Annotated in this window: 15 protein-coding genes; 5 read left to right on the top strand and 10 right to left on the bottom strand. The window is 69.3% G+C overall.

Features of this window, described 5'->3' with window-relative positions; genetic code table 11:
• Window positions 1-118: 118 nt before the first annotated feature.
• The 4 genes from ACS5PM_RS21155 to ACS5PM_RS21170 form a co-directional block, all read right to left on the bottom strand.
• Window positions 119-1,048, bottom strand: a complete 930-nt coding sequence (locus ACS5PM_RS21155; RefSeq protein WP_439389663.1) for a DUF2145 domain-containing protein — start codon at window positions 1,046-1,048, stop codon at window positions 119-121.
• The gene (locus tag ACS5PM_RS21160) at window positions 1,045-1,518 is read right to left on the bottom strand and encodes a hypothetical protein (protein WP_439389664.1); all 474 of its coding nucleotides are present in this window, start codon (window positions 1,516-1,518) and stop codon (window positions 1,045-1,047) included. Before ACS5PM_RS21160 ends, ACS5PM_RS21155 begins: the two co-directional genes overlap by 4 nt.
• 118 nt (window positions 1,519-1,636) lie before the next feature.
• Window positions 1,637-3,190 carry a methyl-accepting chemotaxis protein gene (locus ACS5PM_RS21165; protein WP_439389665.1) on the bottom strand — a complete coding sequence of 518 codons (1,554 nt, stop codon included), beginning with the start codon at window positions 3,188-3,190 and terminating at the stop codon, window positions 1,637-1,639.
• A gap of 54 nt (window positions 3,191-3,244) precedes the next feature.
• Complete coding sequence (locus tag ACS5PM_RS21170; RefSeq protein ID WP_439389666.1) at window positions 3,245-3,799, bottom strand: hypothetical protein; 555 nt, start codon at window positions 3,797-3,799, stop codon at window positions 3,245-3,247.
• A 286-nt stretch (window positions 3,800-4,085) separates the two neighbouring features.
• On the opposite strand from ACS5PM_RS21170, the gene ACS5PM_RS21175 reads away from it, so the two are divergent.
• Together ACS5PM_RS21175 and chrA are read left to right on the top strand one after the other, a co-directional pair.
• Window positions 4,086-5,084 carry a sulfotransferase family protein gene (locus ACS5PM_RS21175; protein ID WP_439389667.1) on the top strand — a complete coding sequence of 333 codons (999 nt, stop codon included), beginning with the start codon at window positions 4,086-4,088 and terminating at the stop codon, window positions 5,082-5,084.
• An 11-nt stretch (window positions 5,085-5,095) separates the two neighbouring features.
• The gene (chrA, locus tag ACS5PM_RS21180) at window positions 5,096-6,325 is read left to right on the top strand and encodes a chromate efflux transporter (protein ID WP_439389668.1); all 1,230 of its coding nucleotides are present in this window, start codon (window positions 5,096-5,098) and stop codon (window positions 6,323-6,325) included.
• 16 nt (window positions 6,326-6,341) lie between these two features.
• Here the strand turns inward: chrA and ACS5PM_RS21185 are convergent, their stop codons facing one another.
• Window positions 6,342-6,728, bottom strand: a complete 387-nt coding sequence (locus ACS5PM_RS21185) for a hypothetical protein (RefSeq protein ID WP_439389669.1) — start codon at window positions 6,726-6,728, stop codon at window positions 6,342-6,344.
• Window positions 6,729-6,748: 20 nt separating this feature from the next.
• Window positions 6,749-7,687: an archaetidylserine decarboxylase gene (gene asd, locus ACS5PM_RS21190; protein ID WP_439389670.1), complete on the bottom strand. Its 939-nt coding sequence runs from the start codon at window positions 7,685-7,687 to the stop codon at window positions 6,749-6,751.
• A 56-nt stretch (window positions 7,688-7,743) separates the two neighbouring features.
• Here asd and ACS5PM_RS21195 point away from each other — a divergent pair, with 56 nt between their 5' ends.
• Window positions 7,744-9,417, top strand: coding sequence for an aminotransferase class III-fold pyridoxal phosphate-dependent enzyme (locus ACS5PM_RS21195; protein WP_439389671.1), 1,674 nt, complete (start codon window positions 7,744-7,746; stop codon window positions 9,415-9,417).
• Between the two features lie 207 nt (window positions 9,418-9,624).
• Here the strand turns inward: ACS5PM_RS21195 and ACS5PM_RS21200 are convergent, their stop codons facing one another.
• Window positions 9,625-10,227, bottom strand: coding sequence for an Mpo1-like protein (locus ACS5PM_RS21200; protein ID WP_439389672.1), 603 nt, complete (start codon window positions 10,225-10,227; stop codon window positions 9,625-9,627).
• A gap of 154 nt (window positions 10,228-10,381) precedes the next feature.
• Here ACS5PM_RS21200 and ACS5PM_RS21205 point away from each other — a divergent pair, with 154 nt between their 5' ends.
• The gene (locus ACS5PM_RS21205) at window positions 10,382-11,629 is read left to right on the top strand and encodes a glycosyltransferase family 4 protein (RefSeq protein ID WP_439389673.1); all 1,248 of its coding nucleotides are present in this window, start codon (window positions 10,382-10,384) and stop codon (window positions 11,627-11,629) included.
• Here the strand turns inward: ACS5PM_RS21205 and lplT are convergent.
• Window positions 11,615-12,901, bottom strand: coding sequence for a lysophospholipid transporter LplT (lplT, locus tag ACS5PM_RS21210; RefSeq protein ID WP_439389674.1), 1,287 nt, complete (start codon window positions 12,899-12,901; stop codon window positions 11,615-11,617). The genes ACS5PM_RS21205 and lplT overlap by 15 nt on opposite strands.
• A 150-nt stretch (window positions 12,902-13,051) precedes the next feature.
• On the opposite strand from lplT, the gene ACS5PM_RS21215 reads away from it, so the two are divergent.
• Window positions 13,052-15,007 (top strand): FAD-dependent oxidoreductase, encoded by a 1,956-nt coding sequence (locus ACS5PM_RS21215; RefSeq protein ID WP_439389675.1) that lies wholly within the window; start codon window positions 13,052-13,054, stop codon window positions 15,005-15,007.
• A 26-nt stretch (window positions 15,008-15,033) separates the two neighbouring features.
• Here the strand turns inward: ACS5PM_RS21215 and ACS5PM_RS21220 are convergent, their stop codons facing one another.
• Both ACS5PM_RS21220 and ACS5PM_RS21225 read right to left on the bottom strand, forming a co-directional pair.
• A complete protein-coding gene (locus tag ACS5PM_RS21220) occupies window positions 15,034-15,297 on the bottom strand; it encodes a UBP-type zinc finger domain-containing protein (protein ID WP_439389676.1) in 264 nt (87 codons plus the stop codon).
• Window positions 15,298-15,300: 3 nt separating this feature from the next.
• Entirely contained in the window at window positions 15,301-16,968 is a 1,668-nt protein-coding gene (locus tag ACS5PM_RS21225; RefSeq protein ID WP_439389677.1) for an FAD-dependent oxidoreductase, read from the bottom strand.
• Window positions 16,969-16,977: the final 9 nt, after the last annotated feature.

The raw sequence follows: 16,977 nt of genomic DNA on the forward strand, positions 1-16,977 counted from the left end.
GGGGTGCCGATGAGTGGAACCGGTTTCAGGCGGCCTGACAAGCGGTGCGTTCTTGACTCGCGCCGCCTGAAATGTATCAAGGTATGTCAGGCGCGGCACTGAGCACCGCAATGGTGCATCACTGCAGCGCCAGCACCTCGTCGCCCTCGGCCGGCAGGCAGCCGTCGGCGATCGGCGTCCAGCCGCGGTGGATGACGACGCGGCCCTTCGCATGGCAAAGCTCGACCCTCGTGGCCGCCGGCGCGCGCCGGCGCACGAAAGCCTCGATGGCATCCGGCATGGACACCCGGTAGATGCCGGCCAGGCGATCGGAGGGCGGATGGTCGTCGCCGTGCAGCCAGGGCACGAAGGCGCTGGCCCAGGCCAGCGGAGGGAAGACGCTCACCACCATGGGCGCATAGCCCTGTTCCCGCAGCCATTGCTGGGCCTGCCGGCGCGGCGAAACCGGCTCGCCGGCCGGTTCGCCCAGCGGGATGCCGGCCCAGGCGGCGCCCAGCAGCTCCATCACCCACTGGTTGCAGTTCTGGTAGCGCAGGCTCCAGGGATAGGCGTTGGCGCTGTAGTCGGCGGCCAGCAGTTGCAGCGACTGCGGCGCGCTCAGGGCCGTGTGTTCCACCGCCGCGCCTTGTTCGGGCGGCATGAAGACGAGCGACACATAGCCTTCCGCCGGGTTGTCGGTGCCGAGCAGGAAGCCCGAGATGCCCTGGTCGAAGATCCGCGGCTTCTGCTCGTCGCAGGCGTAGTAGAGCTGGCGCACCGACCACGGGCCGTTCGGGCTGTCCTTGAGGCTGAAGCCGGCATGCGAGTAGCGCAGGCCGAACCAGCTCAGGTTCAGGCCCGAGCGGGCCACCAGGGCGAGCGCCTGCTTCGAGGCCTCGAGCTCGGCCTTGACGATGGCGGCGAAGCGGAACAGCTGGTCCTGCTGCTCTATCGAAACCTGGGCCTGGCGGTCGCAGTAGCGCAGGGAGGCGGCCTGCGCGCCGCCCGTGAAGGCCGCTCCGGCCGCCAGCACCGTCCACGCGGCCAGCGCCGCGCGGCGAGGACTCAAAGCGTGACCGGGTTCGAGGCGAGCTCGCGGTACCAGTCGTCCTGCAGCACCAGGAAGAAGGGCTGGCGGGTGCCGGCGTTGGCGAATTCGACGCCGTAGGGCCGGTTCTGCGCGCGCACCACCTCGCCCACCGCCACGCCGCCGGCGTCGACCGCCTTTTGCGGTAGCACCAGCGCGAAGGCCTCGCCCTCGCCTGCCGCGGGCGCGAGCGTCAGCTTGAGCATCCCGGGCTGGACATCGTCGGCGGCAGCGACCTCGGTCACCCGGTAGTCGCCGTCGGCTGTGCGGGCCGGGCGATCCGAGCTCTCGCTGGAGCCGCGGAAGGAGTTGGAGACACTGCCGACCGAGGTGGACAGGCTGTCGGAGGCCGACGAAGCGGCCGAGCTCGCCGCGAGCGCGGGAAGCGAAAACGCCGCGAGCACGAGCATCGCGGCGGTGGAGCGGGAGACCAATCGGGCGGAACGGTTCATGGGCACAGGTCCATCAGGCTGACAACGACGGCAGCGATGATGCCTGATCGCACGGCACGCCCCGCCGGCGCGGTGCAAGCAGGTGTGAGCCACCCGCCGCACCGGCCCCGGGTCACGGTCAGGCCGCCAACGCCGCCTGCTCGAGCCGGAAAACGCCGACCGCATCGACCAGCCGGGCGGCCTGCTGTTGCAGGCTCTCCGACGCCGCGGCGCTTTGCTCCACCAGCGCGGCGTTCTGCTGCGTCACCTGGTCGAGCTGCACCACGGCCTGGTTGACCTGGCCGATGCCGCTCGTCTGCTCCTGCGTGGCGCTGCTGATCTCGCCGATCAGGTCGGTCACCCGCTGCACCTGGGCCACGATGTCGCTCATCGTCGCTCCGGCGTCGTTGACCAGGCGGGCGCCGTTCTCGACGCTCTCCACGCTGGTCCCGATCAGGGTCTTGATCTCCTTGGCGGCGTGGGCCGAGCGCTGGGCCAGGGCCCGCACCTCGGCCGCCACCACCGCGAAGCCGCGGCCCTGCTCGCCGGCCCGGGCGGCCTCGACCGCTGCATTGAGCGCCAGGATGTTGGTCTGGAAGGCGATGCTGTCGATGGTTCCGATGATGTCGGCGATCTTCTTCGAGCCATCGCTGATCGCCTGCATGGTGTCGACGACCTGGGCCACCACCTCGCCGCCCCGGGTGGCGGCCTCGCTGGCCGAGTGGGCCATCTGGGCGGCACTGCGGGCGGTGTCGGCGTTGTTCTTCACCGTGGCGTTGAGCTGCTCCATCGACGCCGCCGTCTGTTGCAGGCTGGAGGCCTGCTCCTCGGTGCGCTGGCTCAGGTCGATGTTGCCGGCCGCGATCTCGACCGAGGCGGTCTTCATGGTGTCGGCCGCGTCTCGCACCTGCTGCATGGTGCGGCTGAGGTCGCGGTTGACCGTCTTGAGTGCCTGCAGCAGAGTGCCGACCTCATCCCGGGAATCCACGCGGATCTCACGTGAGAGGTCGCCCTCGGCCACCGCCTGGGCCACCACCACCGCCTGCGTCAGCGGGCGGGTGATGCTGAGCTGGATCTGCCAGGCGATCACGGCCCCCAGCACCAGCGCCGCGCCGGACAGGCCGATGATCAAGGCCACCGCCTGCCGGTAGGAGGCGTCGGCCTGCTCGTTGCGCACCCGCGAGGCCTGCTGGATGGCGGACACCACCTCATCCAGCGCCGCGACGTGGGCGGCCTGGGCTGGGCGGACTTCCTCGCGCATGACCTGGGCGGCGCCCGGCATGTCGTCGGCCATCGATTTGTCGATCGCCTTTTCCACCGGTGACTTGACGGCCGCCAGGGCGGCAGCGGCCTTGTCCAGCGCGGCCTTGACTTCAGGCTCGACGGACATCGATGCCAGGGTCTGCGCCGTCTGGTCGTAGTCGGCTCGCGCCTTCTTCATCAGGTCGAATTCCTTCTTCTTGAAGGCCACGTCGTCCTGCATCACGGCATCGCGCAGGCCCATGCCCTGCGAGCGGGCCAGGTCGCGCATGTTGTTGGCCAGCCGCTCGGGCGCCTCGCCGGTCACCGCCTCCAGGTCGGCCTTGATGGCCGACAGGCGGCTGAGAGAGATGGCGCTGATGATCGCCATCAGCACCAGGACGGCGGCAAAGCCCACGGCCAGGCGCGCGCCCACCTTCAGGTTCTTGAACATCGTGTGTCGCTCCTGCGATGGCCGGGTCGGACCCGGCCCCCGCGTGGTGTTGCCTTACTTGGCCGTCACGCCGGCGTGCAGCACGCCGATCGCCTTGCCGCCGTCCATCACCGGCGCCGAGACGTGGACGCTGGGGATCTGGGTGGACGTGTCGGGCTTGATCTCCTCGGCATTCCACGGCTGGCCCTTGATCGCGTTGGCGAAGACCGGCCGGTTGGCGTTGTTGAAGATCAGCGGACGCACGCTGGCCGCGACCAGGTTGCCCTTCTGGTCGCGCAGGATGATCTTGTTGACCGTGTCGTCGGCCTGCTCCCACTTGGCGATCTGCTGGCTGATCTTCGTCGTCAGCGCGGCCTTCACGGCCGGATCGGTGTCGGGCAGCTCGATCCACTTGCCGTTGTTCATGCCGCCGCTGTCGTGGGCGTTGGCCTCGCGGACGGCGGCCAGGACGACGGGATCGGAGGCCATCTCGACCAGGTGCTTCCTGGCCTTGTCGACCTTGGCCTGCACGTCGGCGGGCAGGCTGCCGGCGGCAGCGGTGCCGGCGAGGCAGGCCCAGGTCAGGGTCGAAGCGGCCATCAGCGTGGCCAGGCGCGAAAAGGTTCTCATGGTGTCCCTGTGATTGAAGAGTTAGAGGGGAAGCTGCGGGGCAGTGCCACCGTCTGCGCTATCGGCATGTTGGCGGCCGGCTTGAGACGCGATCGCGCGAACAGCGGCTCGAATCCGCCGCCGATTCGGTGAACTGCGGGTCCGGTCAAGAAGTCCCCACAAATAGTTTCAGCAAGTCACTAAAGAACCCGGCGTGGCGGCCGATGCAGGGTTCGCGCGCGCGCCACCCGCGCGCGCGAAGAGCGTTCAAGCAACACCAGAGAGGCCACCCGCAATGAAAGTCTTCATGATCGGCACCCAGCGTTCAGGCTCGAACCTGCTGCGCTTGATGGTCAACCAGGCTCCGACGATCGCCGCTCCGCATCCGCCGCACATCCTCGAGCGCTTCACGCCGCTGCTGCCGGCCTACGGGAACCTGGCCGAAGAAGCGAACTTCACCCGCCTCGTCGACGACGTGGTGCGCCTCGTCGAGGTCAACCCGGTGTCCTGGGGCGTGGACTTCGACCGCGCCCGCATCCGCGCCCGTTGCCGCGACAACAGCCTGGTCGCCGTCTTCGGCTCGATCATGGACCACATGGCCGAGAGCTACGGCAAGCCGGACTGGATGTGCAAGTCGCTGGCCAACGTCCACTTTCTGCCAGAGATAGAGCGCTACTTCGGGGCCGACGCGCGCTACCTGTACCTCTACCGCGACGGCCGCGACGTGTGCCTGTCCTTCCTCAAGGCCGTCGTCGGCGAGAAGACCGCCTACCACGTCGCCCGGCAGTGGGACCTGGAGCAGCAGCTGGCGCTCGAATGCGGCCGCCGCGTGCCGGCCTCGCAATACCTGGCGCTGTCGTACGAAGAACTCACGAGCAACCCCGAGTCCACCCTGAGCCTGCTGTGCCGGTGGCTGGGCATAGAGTTCAGCCCGGCGATGCTGGACTTCCACGCTTCGGAAGAAGCCAGCAAGACCGCCGCCTCCGGCAAGATGTGGGAGAACGTCAGGAAGCCCGTCATGGCGACCAACACCAAGAAGTGGCTGAGCGGCATGACGAAAGACCAGATCGTGGACTTCGAATCCGTGGCCGGCCGCTCTCTCACGGAGCTGGGCTACGACCTCGAGTTCGTCAGCCGCTCCGAGGCGCCGCGCAGCTACGACACCAACGCCCGGGCCGCCCTGGATGCCGAGAACAAGCAGCGCAAGGCGGCGGTGAAGGAAGAGCTGCCGCCGGAAGACATCGCCGCCCGCAAGCCGCAGGACGACCTGCTCGCTTCCATCCGTTCGCGCCTGGTCAACGCCTGAGGTGATCGTGGATGAACGATACGACTGACACTGCCGCGGTGATCCCGCCGCTTTCGCCACCGCTCGTCCCGCCGACGCCGGGCCGCCTTTTCGCCGATTGCGTCCTGCTGGGGCTGACGGCCTGGGGCGGCTTCATGGCCCTGCTGGCCCAGGCGCAGGAGCGCTTCGTCAAGCAGCGCCAATGGCTCGGCGAGAAGGAGTTCCTCGACCTGATCGCACTGGTGACCATGCTGCCGGGCCCTCAGGCGGTGAACGCCATCGCCGTGATGGGCCACCGCGTGGCCGGCTGGGCCGGCTTCGCGGCCGCGCTGGCCGGCATCATGCTGCCCGGCTTCGCCATCATCGTGGCGCTCTGGGCAGGCTACGCGTACCTGTCGGGTTATCCGGACGTGCTGCGTGCGGTCACCGTCGGCGTGCTGCCGCCGCTGGCCATGATCCTCGGCCAGGCGGCCTTCAACCAGGCGAAGAAGGCCACGCCCGGTCGCAAGGAGAAGACCCTGGCCGCCGTGACCTGCGTGCTGCTGCTGGTGATGCCCTCCTGGGGATCACCGGTCTACGTGCTGGCCCTCGGCGCGGTGGCCTCGTGCGTGTTCTGGCCCGCGCCCAAGCGGGTGGACCAGGCGCCGGGCCGGCACCTGAAGCCGCTGGAGATGCTGCTGTGCTTCGCGCCCATCGGGCTGGCCGTCTTCCAGCTCGTGCCGGCCCTGCTGCCCGAGGCGCTGGTGGCGAAGGTCGGGCTGGTCTTCGCCGGCATGGGCACGACGCTCTTCGGTGGCGGGCTGGTGATGGTGCCCCTGCTCGAAGGGCTCATCGTCGGCAAGCTCGGCTGGCTGGACCATGCCGGCTTCAGCGCCGGACTCGCGGCCAGCCAGCTGACGCCCGGCCCCATCCTCAGCATTGCCACCTTCACCGGCATGCAGGCGGCGGGTCTTGCGGGCGCACTGGCCGCCACGCTGGGCATCTACCTGCCCACGGCCCTGATCGCGGTCGGGGCCAACGGCGTGGCCGACCGGCTCAAGGGCTCGCGCCTGTTCCAGCACGCCATGATCGGCGTGCGCTGCGCCGTCGTCGGCCTCATCGCCGGCGCGGCGATCTCACTGCTGCTGAAGATGCCTTTTCACGCGCACGCCTGGCAGTCGGTCGCCCTCGCCTGTGCCGCCTGGGTGCTCGTGTGGCGCTTCAAGCAGCCGCCCTACGTGTCGCTGCCTGTCGGCGCGGCGCTGGCCTGGCTGGTGATCTGAACGCCGCCCGCCGCACCTATGCCTGGTCCAGCGGGGGTTGCTGGACCAGGCCAGCCTGCACTTCGCGAATGCGCTCATCCGTGTAGTAGCCCCCGTACTCCGTGTAGCGGAGGAACGGCCTGCCACAGTCCACGCATTTCCAGACATCGCAGCGGTTGTACGGGAACCAGCCGAGCGCGATCGGCGCTTCTGCGGACCAGCTGTTCGTCCCCGTGGGGTGGTACTCGGCCAGCGTGGGGTCCTCCTCGCCAGCATCGCGCAGCGTGCCGACGCAGGTCAGGCTCGACCGGTCAAATCCGCCCGGCATCGACTCCCAGCCTTTGCAGGCCAGCGCCGAGCACCGGGCACATCCGGCATGGGCGTCGAAGGCCTTTGCCAGGGCGATGAGCTCATCGGTCGTCATGTGCCGCATTCTCGTCCCCCTCACGGCTGTGCCGCCGCTGCCATGCGCATTGCGGGTGCCCGCGCCCGCAACAGCGCCTGCCCCATGCGGATGCGCGCGCCGGCGGCGATCCCATCCGCCAGGTCGAAGCCGGGCGGCGTGAAGACGATGATGGTCGAGCCGTGCTGGAACCAGCCGAGTTCCTCACCCTTGGTGACCGGCACGTCGCAATCGATCTCGTTCGGCCCGTGGTAGCGCAGGTGAAGCAGCAGGTCGGCGAAGTGAAGCCGCAGGCTCGCCACCAGGATCGCGGCCACCGGCACCAGGGCGATCGGCGTGCCGCCCGGCAGCCGCAGGTTCAGCACCGCGCGTTCGTTGCGGCAGAACAGGCGCTCCACCCGCTGCAGGGCGATCGGGTTGACGTTCCAGGTGTCGCCGCTCAGGTAGGTCACGTGCTCGACGGTCGCATCCGCCGGCGCGTGGAAGCGGTGGTACATCGCCGAGGTCAGGCGCAGCGTGACGTACTGGCCGCCATGGAAGGGCCGCGTGTCCTGGCGGGGGCCGAACAGCTCCTCCAGGCGGTAAGGGAAGCCCTTGGCCTGCAGCACCGTGGCGCCGGCCAGCGTGCCGCAGGCACCGACGATGGCGTCGCACGGGCTCGTCATCACCGCAGAGTCGGGGTCTATCGGCCGCATGCCGGGCTTCAGCTCGCGCGTGAAGCACTCGTGCAGGCTGGCGAACCGCTGCTGGCGCGCCTCGCTCAGGTCGAGGTCGGTGAACAGCCGCCACACCGCGATGGACAGCCGTGCCAGGCCGGGGCTGCGGATCTGGCTGAACCAGCCCATGAAGCGCGTCAGCGCGATGCGCGGCACGCGGTTGGTGAGCAGGAAGTTGAGGTCCTCCTGCTGAAGCAGGCGCCGCAAGACCCCCGGCTTCGGGGAGTTGTCGGGAGAGGGCTCGGGCAAGGCTTCGGTTTTCATCGGCATGTCAAGGCAGGCAGGTCTGATGGGAGATCACGAGGACCACGGAACGACACATGAACGACACCCTCCTGGCGACTTGGGCCGTCCCGGCGCTGGCCGCAGGCAGCCTGGCCTGGCTGCTGCCCAAGGCGCGTGCGCGCTTGCAGCTTTCGCGCGCCAAGCACCGCTCGCTGGCCGGCCATGCGCGCATGGCCAGGCGCGTCGCTTCGATGATCCCGGGCTACGCCTACGACGAGGCGGCGTTCTTCGGCTCCGACGGCGCGCCGGCCGAGGTGCAGGCACGACGTCGCGCCGGCCTGCAGCAGCTGGCACAAGGCTTTCGCGATCGCTACCCGCGCAGCGTGGCGGCCACGGCAGAGCTGCGAGGCAGCCTGCCCGACCTGCGCTTCACCGGCAGCTACCGCGTACCTTTCCAGTACAGCCCCTACCTGCGCGAGCAACTCGGCGTCGGTGCCGTGCTGCAGTCGTCGGCTGGGGTGACGGTGGAGGACCTGGACGGCAACGTCTTCTTCGATCTCACTGGCTCCTACGGCGTCAACCTGCTGGGCTACGACGCCTACAAGGAATGCATCGACGAGGCCGTTGCCCGCGCCCGCGCGCTGGGCCCGGTGCTGGGCGCGTACCACCCGGCGACGCAGGAGGTGGTCGAGCGACTGAAGCGCGTGTCCGGGCTCGATGCCGTGAGCTTCCACATGTCCGGCACCGAGGCGGTGATGCAGGCGGTGCGACTGGCGCGCTATCACACGAAGCGCAGCCACCTCGTGCGCTTCTGCGGCGCCTACCACGGCTGGTGGGAGGATGTGCAGCCCGGCCCGGGCAACCCGGCCCCCGTTCGCGAGACCTACACGCTGAAGGACATGGACCCGAAGAGCCTGAAGGTGCTGGCCAGCCGGCGCGACATCGCCTGCGTGCTGGTCAACCCGCTGCAGGCGCTGCATCCGAACCAGGCCGCGCCCGGTGACTCCTCTCTGATCGACTCCAGCCGGCGCGCGGGCTACGAACGCGAGGCCTACACCGGCTGGCTGAAGGAGCTGCGGCGCGTGTGCACCGAGCGCGGCATCGTGCTGATCTTCGACGAGGTCTTCGTGGGCTTTCGTCTGGCCCCCGGCGGCGCACAGGAATACTTCGGCATCCAGGCCGATCTCGTCACCTACGGCAAGACGCTGGGCGGCGGCCTGCCGGTGGGCGTGGTCTGCGGGCGAGACGAACTGATGCAGCGCTTCCGCCCCGAGCGGCCGGCGGACATCTGCTTCGCCCGCGGTACCTTCAACGCTCACCCCTACGTGATGAACGCGATGCTGGCCTTCCTGCGCCGGCTCGACACGGCTCCGGTGCGCGAGCTCTACGAAGGGCTGGAAGAGCGGTGGATCGCCCGCTGCCAGCGCTTCAACCGGCGCATGGCCGAAGAAGGCCTGCCGGTGCGGTTCAGCCACCTCTCGTCGATCTGGACGGTGAGCTACACCGCGCCGTCGCGCTACAACTGGATGCTGCAGTACTACCTTCGCTGGCATGGGCTGGCCTTGAGCTGGGTCGGCACCGGGCGCCTGATCTTCAGCCTGAACTACGGTGACGCAGAAGTCGATGCGGTCCTGGAGCGCTTCGTTGCCGCAGCCAAGCAGATGCGCGAGGACGGCTGGTGGTGGACCGATCCCGCGCACACCGACCAGAAGATCCGGCGCGGCATCCTGAAGGAGTTGCTGCGCCGCCGCTTCACTCTGACCACCTGACCTCCAGCGATTCTCCGTATCCTCCGAGCGCGCGCAGCGCCGCTCCCATTCAGGGCGTGCGCGGATCCGGCTTTGCCGGTCCGCTGCGCGAGCCCCCTCGGGGGGCAGGCCCCGCTAGGGGCCGTGGGGGCCTCGTTCCTCGGCTTTGCCGGTCCGCTGCGCGAGCCCCCTCGGGGGGCAGGCCCCTGGCAAGGGGCCGTGGGGGCCCTATTTCACGTGGTCCATGGGATCGAGCAGTTCGCCACGGAGCAGGTAGATCGGCGCCTTGTAGTACAGCCCGATGTCGTGGAACGGGTCGGTCACGATCTTGAGGGCCCAGGTCATGCCCTTGGCCAGGCTACCCTGCCAGGTCAGCTGCGCCACGCGGAACACCAGGCCCGTCACGCCGAGGAAGAACCACGCCATGCCGACGTCGTGCGAAAACTCGCCATAGCCGTGCGCCGGCTGGATGAAGCCGAACAGGCTCGGCGACAGCCACAGCAGCGCGGGCACCACCGCCCAGGCGGCCATCAGCACGATCTTGCGACGGATGTTGTAGCCGACCTTGACGTCCTCCTTGTACTCGTCGGTGACCTGGTTCACCTGGTCGAAGCCGCGCGGCTCGAAGAAGAAGTGGCCCGCCTGCCGCGTGACCATGGAGACGCACCAGGCCACGATCGCGGCCCAGGCCGGGTCGACGAGCAGCAGGGCGTAGGCCACGAGGAAGCTGCTCGCGCTGACGAGGTGGAGGGTCTGGTTGATCCGGCTCTGGTGGTAGTACCGGTGGTCGTCCCAGCGCTGGATGGAGAGCTCTTTCAGGAAGCCGTTCACGCGGACCTCGCAAGGTGGTTCGATGGTCACCCTTGCGTGGCAAGGGCGTGACGGCATGCTGAACCCAGCGTGTGAAACGGCAGTGACGATGCTCTGTCCCGGCAAGACACACCAGTGTCACCAAACCGTTAGCGATGCTTGGCAGCATCGCGCCATGAGCATCGTCAAAGCCACGCCCCATCCGTTCACGGTCGAGAGCCTGGCGGCGCCGCGGCGCTCGCTGCGCATCGCCTGCGTCACCGAGACCTATCCGCCCGAGGTCAACGGCGTGGCCGGCACCCTGGCCCGCATGATCCAGGGCCTGCAGCAGCGCAACCACGAGATCCAGCTGATCCGCCCGCGGCAGAACGCGGGGCAGTCGGCGGAGTCGACGCCCGGCTTCCACGAGGTGCTGATGCGCGGCCTGCCGGTGCCCCGCTATTCCAGCCTGCGCATGGGCATGCCTTCCAAGCGCTCGCTGGTGCAGCTGTGGGCCACCCACCGGCCGGATGTGGTGCACATCGCCACCGAAGGGCCGCTCGGATGGTCGGCGCTGAATGCCGCGTTGCACCTGAAGCTGCCGGTGTGCTCGGACTTCCGCACCAACTTCCACGCCTACAGCCGGCACTACGGCATAGGCTGGCTGCACCGGCCCATCATGGCCTACCTGCGCAAGTTCCATAACCGCACGCTGCGCACCATGGTGCCGACGGAAGCCCTGCGGCGCGACCTCGAACAGGCCGGCTTCAGGCGCCTGGCCGTCGTGCGCCGCGGCGTCGATACCTCGCAGTTCGACCCGGCCCACCGCAGCCATGAGCTGCGCCGCGCCTGGGGCTGCGCGCCGGACGACCTGGTGGTGGGCTGCGTCGGCCGCCTGGCGCAGGAGAAGAACCTCGGCCTGCTGTCGGCCGCCTTCGCTGCCATCCGCCAGGTGGTGCCGCGTGCCCGGCTCGTCCTGGTCGGAGAAGGCCCGATGCGGGCGGAACTCCAGTCCCGCTGGCCCGATGCGCACTTCGCCGGCCAGCAGACCGAGGCCGCGCTGTCGGCCCACTATGCGTCCATGGACCTGTTCCTCTTCCCCAGCCTGACCGAGACCTTCGGCAACGTGACCCCGGAGGCCATGGCCAGCGGGCTGCCGGTGGTGGCCTTCGACTACGCGGCCGCGGCCCAGATCATCTTCAATGGCCGCAGCGGTGCGCTCGTGCCTTTCGGCCGGGAACCCGCCTTCATCGAGCAGGCCGTGGGCCTGGCCCGCACCCGCGAGGCGCGGCAGGCGATGGGCGCCGCCGCCCGCGAGGCGGCCACGCAGCTGGGATGGGACAGCGTCGTCGCCCGCCTGGAGTGGATCCTCACCGAGGCGATCAGCCAGCCCGCCGACCTGCGGGAGCCGACCCTGCGCGCTGCGCCTTCATCCCGGATCTGAAGCGGCGATCGTTGCCGGCGAGTCGCGCCGCGCACGACGCATCAGCGCCAGCATCGCGCCGGCGATCACGAAGCCGAAGACGCCCATCAGCGGCACGATGGGCAGCTCCAGCGCCACCAGTGCGGCATAGGCGGCCAGCATGCCCAGGATGCTGGCGTTCTCGCTGCAACCCTGAACGGCGATCGAGCGGCCGGCGCTGAGCAGGCTGTGGCCACGGTGTTGCAGCAGGGCATTCAGCGGCACCACCAGCAAACCGCCCACGGCGCCCACGAGCACGAGCAAGGGGATCGCCAGTGCGAGCGAATCCACCCGCGCCACCAGGGCCACCAGCAGGCCCAGCGCCACGCCGGCCGGCAGCATCTGCCGGGCTTGCGACAGCGCCACATGGCGGCCCGCCACCACGGCCCCCAGGATCACGCCGACCGCCACCGCCGCCTGCAGATAGGCCGCGCGATCCAGGGGCAGCCGCAGCACGTCCTCTGCCCAGCGCAGCACTGCAAACTGCAGCGTCGCGCCCAGGCCCCAGAAGATGGTGGTGACGGCCAGCGACAAGCCGCCGTCCCGATCGCGCCACAGCGTGAGATGGTCGCGCCGGAATTCGCGCAACAAGCGCCACGGATGGACCGCGCTGGACGGGTAGCGCGCGCCGCTTTCAGGCACGCCGATGTTGAACAGGCCGGCGATGCCGTAGACGAACAGCAGCACGCACAAGGAGCCGTCGAGCGCGCTCAGGTCCGCCACGCCGGCCCAGCTCAGCACCTCGACCGCCTGCTGCACACCCAGGCTTTCCAGCCACCACGGGCTGACCAGCGCGCCGCCCAGCACCGTGCCCAGCAGGGCCGCGCAGACCACCGAGACCTCCAGCCAGCCGTTGGCCGCGACGAGCCGCTGCGGCTCGACGATCTCCGTGATGAGGCCGTACTTGCAAGGCGCATAGGCCGCCGCGCCGAAGCCCACCACGATGAAGGCCAGCACCGGGTTCACGCTCAGCATCAGCGCCAGCGCCCCCAGGCCCTTGACCCCGTTCATCCACGTCATGAGCCGCGCCTTGGGCAAGGCATCGGCCAAGGGCCCGACGAAGGGCGCCAGCAGCACGTACGACAGGGTGAAGCCGAACTTCAGCAGCGGCGCCCACCATCCCGGCAGGTGGTGCTCGGCGAGCAACGCAATCGTCACGATCAGCAACGCGTTGTCGGCCAGTGCCGAACAGAACTGGGTGGCGATGAGAAGCCTGAACCCCTTGGGCAGCCCGCGTGCGGTAGTCGACGTCATGGGCCGCGATTTCAATGCGGTTTCGTGACAGTTCGACCCACCGGGCGACGACACCTCCCGGCCGTGCCGCGGCATACTGCCGCCCGCACCGCTCACAGCCGGTAGCTCGCATCGGAGAAACGGCCAGCAGGCCATCGAGAGGGAGCCTTCATGCCAAGGACAAGCACGGCCGCCGGACTGGCGGCCGGAATGATCGTCGTGTTGACCGCCGCGTGCAGTGGCAGCGGCGGCGGCTCGCCGCAAGAGCAGCGCAGCGTGAGCTTGCGCGCCAACACCCAGCTCACGCCATGGCGAAGTGGCGGGCTCGACCTCGAGGTGTCGCCGGCGCTGGCGGGAACCGAGTCGATGTGGTGTTCGATCGACGACGCTCAGGAGCAGGAATGCCGCGTCGACTCGCGCACCGGTCGCGTCGAGTATGTCAACCTTGTCCTGGGCGAGCACCGGCTCGCCGTCCGCACGGGCCCCCCAGGAGACACACGGACCCAGACCCTGAAGTGGCGCATCGCGTCGCCGGCCGTCGTCGTCTACGGCAGCACCCCGGCGGGCATCACCGCCGCCATCGCGGCCGCCAAGGGCGGCCGCGACGTGGTCTTGATCGAGCCGGGACGCTGGTTGGGCGGCATGGTGGCCGGCGGCCTGTCCAAGACCGACGCCAGCGGCGGCGAAAGCATCGGCGGCCTGACGAAGACCTTCTTCGAGCGGGTCCGTGCCCGCGAGGAAGCCATTGGCGCCTGCTCTAGCGACCATCCCTGCCCGGCGCGTTTCGATGTCAGCCCCGGCGTGGCGAAAGAGGTGTTCACCAGCATGCTTGCCGAGCAGCCGCGGATCTCGTTGCAACGGGAGCTGGCAGTCGGGAGCGTCCAACGGGAGGGCAACCGGATCGTGTCCGTGACCACCTCGCGCGGCAGCATCGACGGCAGTGTCTTCATCGACGCCACCTATGCAGGCGACCTGATGGCGCTGGCCGGTGTGAGCCATGTGAGCGGGAGGGAGGCCAGGCAGTCCGGCGGAGCCGATCCCGGCCTGGTCGAGGACGATGCGGGAACCGGCCCCTTCGTTCGGCCTTACGCCGTGACGGTGGATCCCTTCATCGTGCCGGGGCAGCCCGACAGCGGCCTGCTGCCATTCGTCGAGATCCAGCCCGATGTCTTCCCGCCTCTCGGCAGCGCCGACGATCGCGTCATGGCCTACAACTACCGGCTGTGCGTGACGGACGATCCAGGCAACCGCGTGCCCTTCACCCGGCCGGCAGACTATGACCCAAGCCGCTACGAGGGCTCCGGGCGGGTGGCCTTGGCCATCGCGGCCCGAGGCAATCCCCCCCTGGACGAGCTCTACTTCAACCCGGCCCAGACCGTGCGCTCCACCAATCCCGACTACTTCAAGCGGGACCTGAACGGCGGCTCGGTCTTCTCGACCGACATGTCGATGCCTGGCTGGAACCAGGCCTACACCACGGCGGACGCGGCCACGCGTTCCGCGATAGCCAGGCAGTACCGCAGCTACATCCAGGGCCTGCTGTATTTCTGGCAGACCGACCCCCGCTTCGGTGCCCTGAACGCCAAGGTCGCCAGCTTCGGCCTGTGCAAGGACGAGTTCACCGACAACGACCATTGGCCCTACCAGCTCTACGCTCGCGAGACGCGCCGAATGCTGGGCGAGTACGTGATGAACGAGAACGATGTCCTGCGCAACGGGCGTCGGCCGGCAATCGCCGACAGCGTGGGGATGGCCAACTACAGCATGGATTCGCACGTTCGCCGCATCACCTGGCGCCAGCTTTCCGTGAACCAAGGCCCGCTCGAGTACACGGTGGTATCCGAGGGCTTCCGCATCGTTCGCGGGCCCGAAGAAAAGCCGTATCCGGTGTCTTACCGCAGCCTGCTGCCACGGCGTACGGAAGCGATGAACCTGCTGAATCCGGTCACCCTGTCGTCGACGGCCATGGCCTATTCGTCGTTGCGCATGGAGCCGACCTTCATGATCCTCGGCGAATCGGCTGGCACCGCCGCCGCGCTTTCGCTGGAGACCGGCGCGGACTTGCACGATCTCGACATCCCCACCTTGAAGTCAAGGTTGCACCAGAGCGGCCAGATCCTCGACTGAACCCCGCAGATCAGCCCGGACCCGCGCTACCCCACCTGCCGCTGGTGCACATAGCACCAGCGCCAATCCTCGCCCGGCTCGGCGGAGCGGATGACGGGATGCCCGGTCTCTTGGAAATGGGCCGTCGCATGCCGGTGGGGCGAATCGTCGCAGCAGCCCACGTGGCCGCAGTGCAGGCACATCCGCAGGTGCACCCAGCGCCCGCCGATCTTCAGGCAGTCCTCGCACACCGGCCGCGCCGGCAGTGCGGGCACATCCCCCGGCACGTGCTCGCAAGCCTGGATTCCCATCGTTCAGGCCTGCGCCGGTTCGGTGAGGGATTCGAGGTACTTGTGGATCTGCGCCACCACCGCCGCGCCCTCGCCTATCGCCGCGCCCACGCGCTTGACCGAGCCGGCGCGCACGTCGCCCACCGCGAAGACCCCTCGCATGCAGGACTCCAGCTCCGTGCGGCCCTCGCCGCCGGTGGCGACGAAGCCGGAACGGTCGAACGAGACCTGGCACCCGGACAGGCACCCCGTCTCCGGCACCGCGCCGACGAAGAGGAAGAGGTTGCGCACCTCGAGCGTGGTTTCTTCGCCGCTTTCGCGATCGACGTAGGTCAGCGCGCTCAGGCTGCTGTGGGCATCGCCGTGCAGCCGCGTGACCTCCTTGCGCGTCAGCAGCTCGATGTTGGGCGAAGCCTGGATGCGATCGATGAGGTACTGCGACATCGTCGCCGACAGCCCGGGGCCACGCACGAGCATGGTGACCTTGGCGGCATGGTTGCTGAGGTAGACGGCGGCCTGGCCGGCCGAGTTGCCGCCGCCGACCAGCACCACGTGCTCCTGCCGGCACAGCTTGGCCTCGATCGGCGAGGCCCAGTACCAGACGCCGCGCCCGTCCAGCGCGGCGATGTTCTCCGCCTCCGGCCGGCGGTAGCGGGCGCCGCTGGCCACGACGACCGTCTTCGCCTGGATGGTGCGGCCATCGGCCAGGCGCAGCACCTTGAGTGCTCCGGGCGTGCCGTCGCAGTCGAGCGAGACCACCTGGGCCGGGATGAGGATGTGGGCGCCGAACTTCTGCGCCTGCACGTAGGCACGGCCGGCGAGCGCCTGGCCCGAGATGCCGGTGGGGAAGCCGAGGTAGTTCTCGATGCGCGCGCTGGCGCCGGCCTGCCCGCCGAAATAGCGGCAATCCATCACCACCACCTCCAGGCCCTCGCTGGCCGCGTAGACGGCGGTGGCCAGGCCGGCCGGACCGGCGCCGATGATGGCCACGTCGTACTCGCGGTTCAGCGGCCCCTGCGCAAGCAGCCCCAGGCAGGTGGCGAGTTGCGTCTCGTCCGGGTCGATCAGCACCGAGCCGTTGGGGCAGATGGCCAGCAGCTGGGGATCGCGCGCCTTGTACTGCTCCCAGATCTCTGCGCCCTCGCGGCTCTGGGCCGGATCCAGCAGCTGATACGGCTGGCCATTGCGGCTGAGGAAGGTCTGCAGGCGCACCACCTCCGCGTCGCCCTCGGTGCCCACCAGCACCGCGCCGGAGGCAGCGCTCTCGATGAGCGCGACGCGGCGCAGGATCAGCGCGCGGGTGATGCGTTCACCCAGCTCGGCCTCGGCCACCAGCAGCTCGCGCAGTTTGTCGGGCGTGACCAGCAGCGCCTCGACATCCTCCTCCGCATGGCCATCGACCAGGGCCGGCGCGCCGGACAGCTGCCCGACCTCGGCCAGGAACTCGCCCGGCCCCTCGCGCACGATGGGCGTCACCCGCCCCAGCCCGTCGCGCTGGCTGATGGCCACCGAACCCGACAGCAGCAGGAACATGCCGGGCCCCGGCGAGCCGGCGCAGAACAGGCAATCGCCCTTCTTGAAGCGCACCGGCGTGCCGAAGCGCGCGATGCGGGCCATGTCGGTTTCCCCGAGGATGGGAAACATCTGATCGGCCCGGCTGGCCATGGCGGGCGGCACGTTGGCGTATTCCATGCCGCCGAG

Source organism: Ideonella flava, from assembly GCF_051857595.1.
In the GTDB taxonomy this organism is placed as follows: Bacteria; Pseudomonadota; Gammaproteobacteria; order Burkholderiales; family Burkholderiaceae_C; genus Ideonella.

Excerpts from the sequence above, each read along its gene's own strand:
- ACS5PM_RS21205 (WP_439389673.1), top strand. The coding sequence starts at position 10,382 with ATGAGCATCGTCAAAGCCACGCCCCATCCGTTCACGGTCGAGAGCCTG.
- ACS5PM_RS21220 (WP_439389676.1), bottom strand. The coding sequence starts at position 15,297 with ATGGGAATCCAGGCTTGCGAGCACGTGCCGGGGGATGTGCCCGCACTG.
- ACS5PM_RS21175 (WP_439389667.1), top strand. The coding sequence starts at position 4,086 with ATGATCGGCACCCAGCGTTCAGGCTCGAACCTGCTGCGCTTGATGGTC.
- chrA (WP_439389668.1), top strand. The coding sequence starts at position 5,096 with ATGAACGATACGACTGACACTGCCGCGGTGATCCCGCCGCTTTCGCCA.
- ACS5PM_RS21170 (WP_439389666.1), bottom strand. The coding sequence starts at position 3,799 with ATGAGAACCTTTTCGCGCCTGGCCACGCTGATGGCCGCTTCGACCCTG.
- ACS5PM_RS21185 (WP_439389669.1), bottom strand. The coding sequence starts at position 6,728 with ATGACGACCGATGAGCTCATCGCCCTGGCAAAGGCCTTCGACGCCCAT.
- ACS5PM_RS21160 (WP_439389664.1), bottom strand. The coding sequence starts at position 1,518 with ATGAACCGTTCCGCCCGATTGGTCTCCCGCTCCACCGCCGCGATGCTC.
- lplT (WP_439389674.1), bottom strand. The coding sequence starts at position 12,901 with ATGACGTCGACTACCGCACGCGGGCTGCCCAAGGGGTTCAGGCTTCTC.
- ACS5PM_RS21215 (WP_439389675.1), top strand. The coding sequence starts at position 13,052 with ATGCCAAGGACAAGCACGGCCGCCGGACTGGCGGCCGGAATGATCGTC.
- ACS5PM_RS21225 (WP_439389677.1), bottom strand. The coding sequence starts at position 16,968 with ATGGAATACGCCAACGTGCCGCCCGCCATGGCCAGCCGGGCCGATCAG.
- ACS5PM_RS21165 (WP_439389665.1), bottom strand. The coding sequence starts at position 3,190 with ATGTTCAAGAACCTGAAGGTGGGCGCGCGCCTGGCCGTGGGCTTTGCC.
- asd (WP_439389670.1), bottom strand. The coding sequence starts at position 7,687 with ATGAAAACCGAAGCCTTGCCCGAGCCCTCTCCCGACAACTCCCCGAAG.
- ACS5PM_RS21195 (WP_439389671.1), top strand. The coding sequence starts at position 7,744 with ATGAACGACACCCTCCTGGCGACTTGGGCCGTCCCGGCGCTGGCCGCA.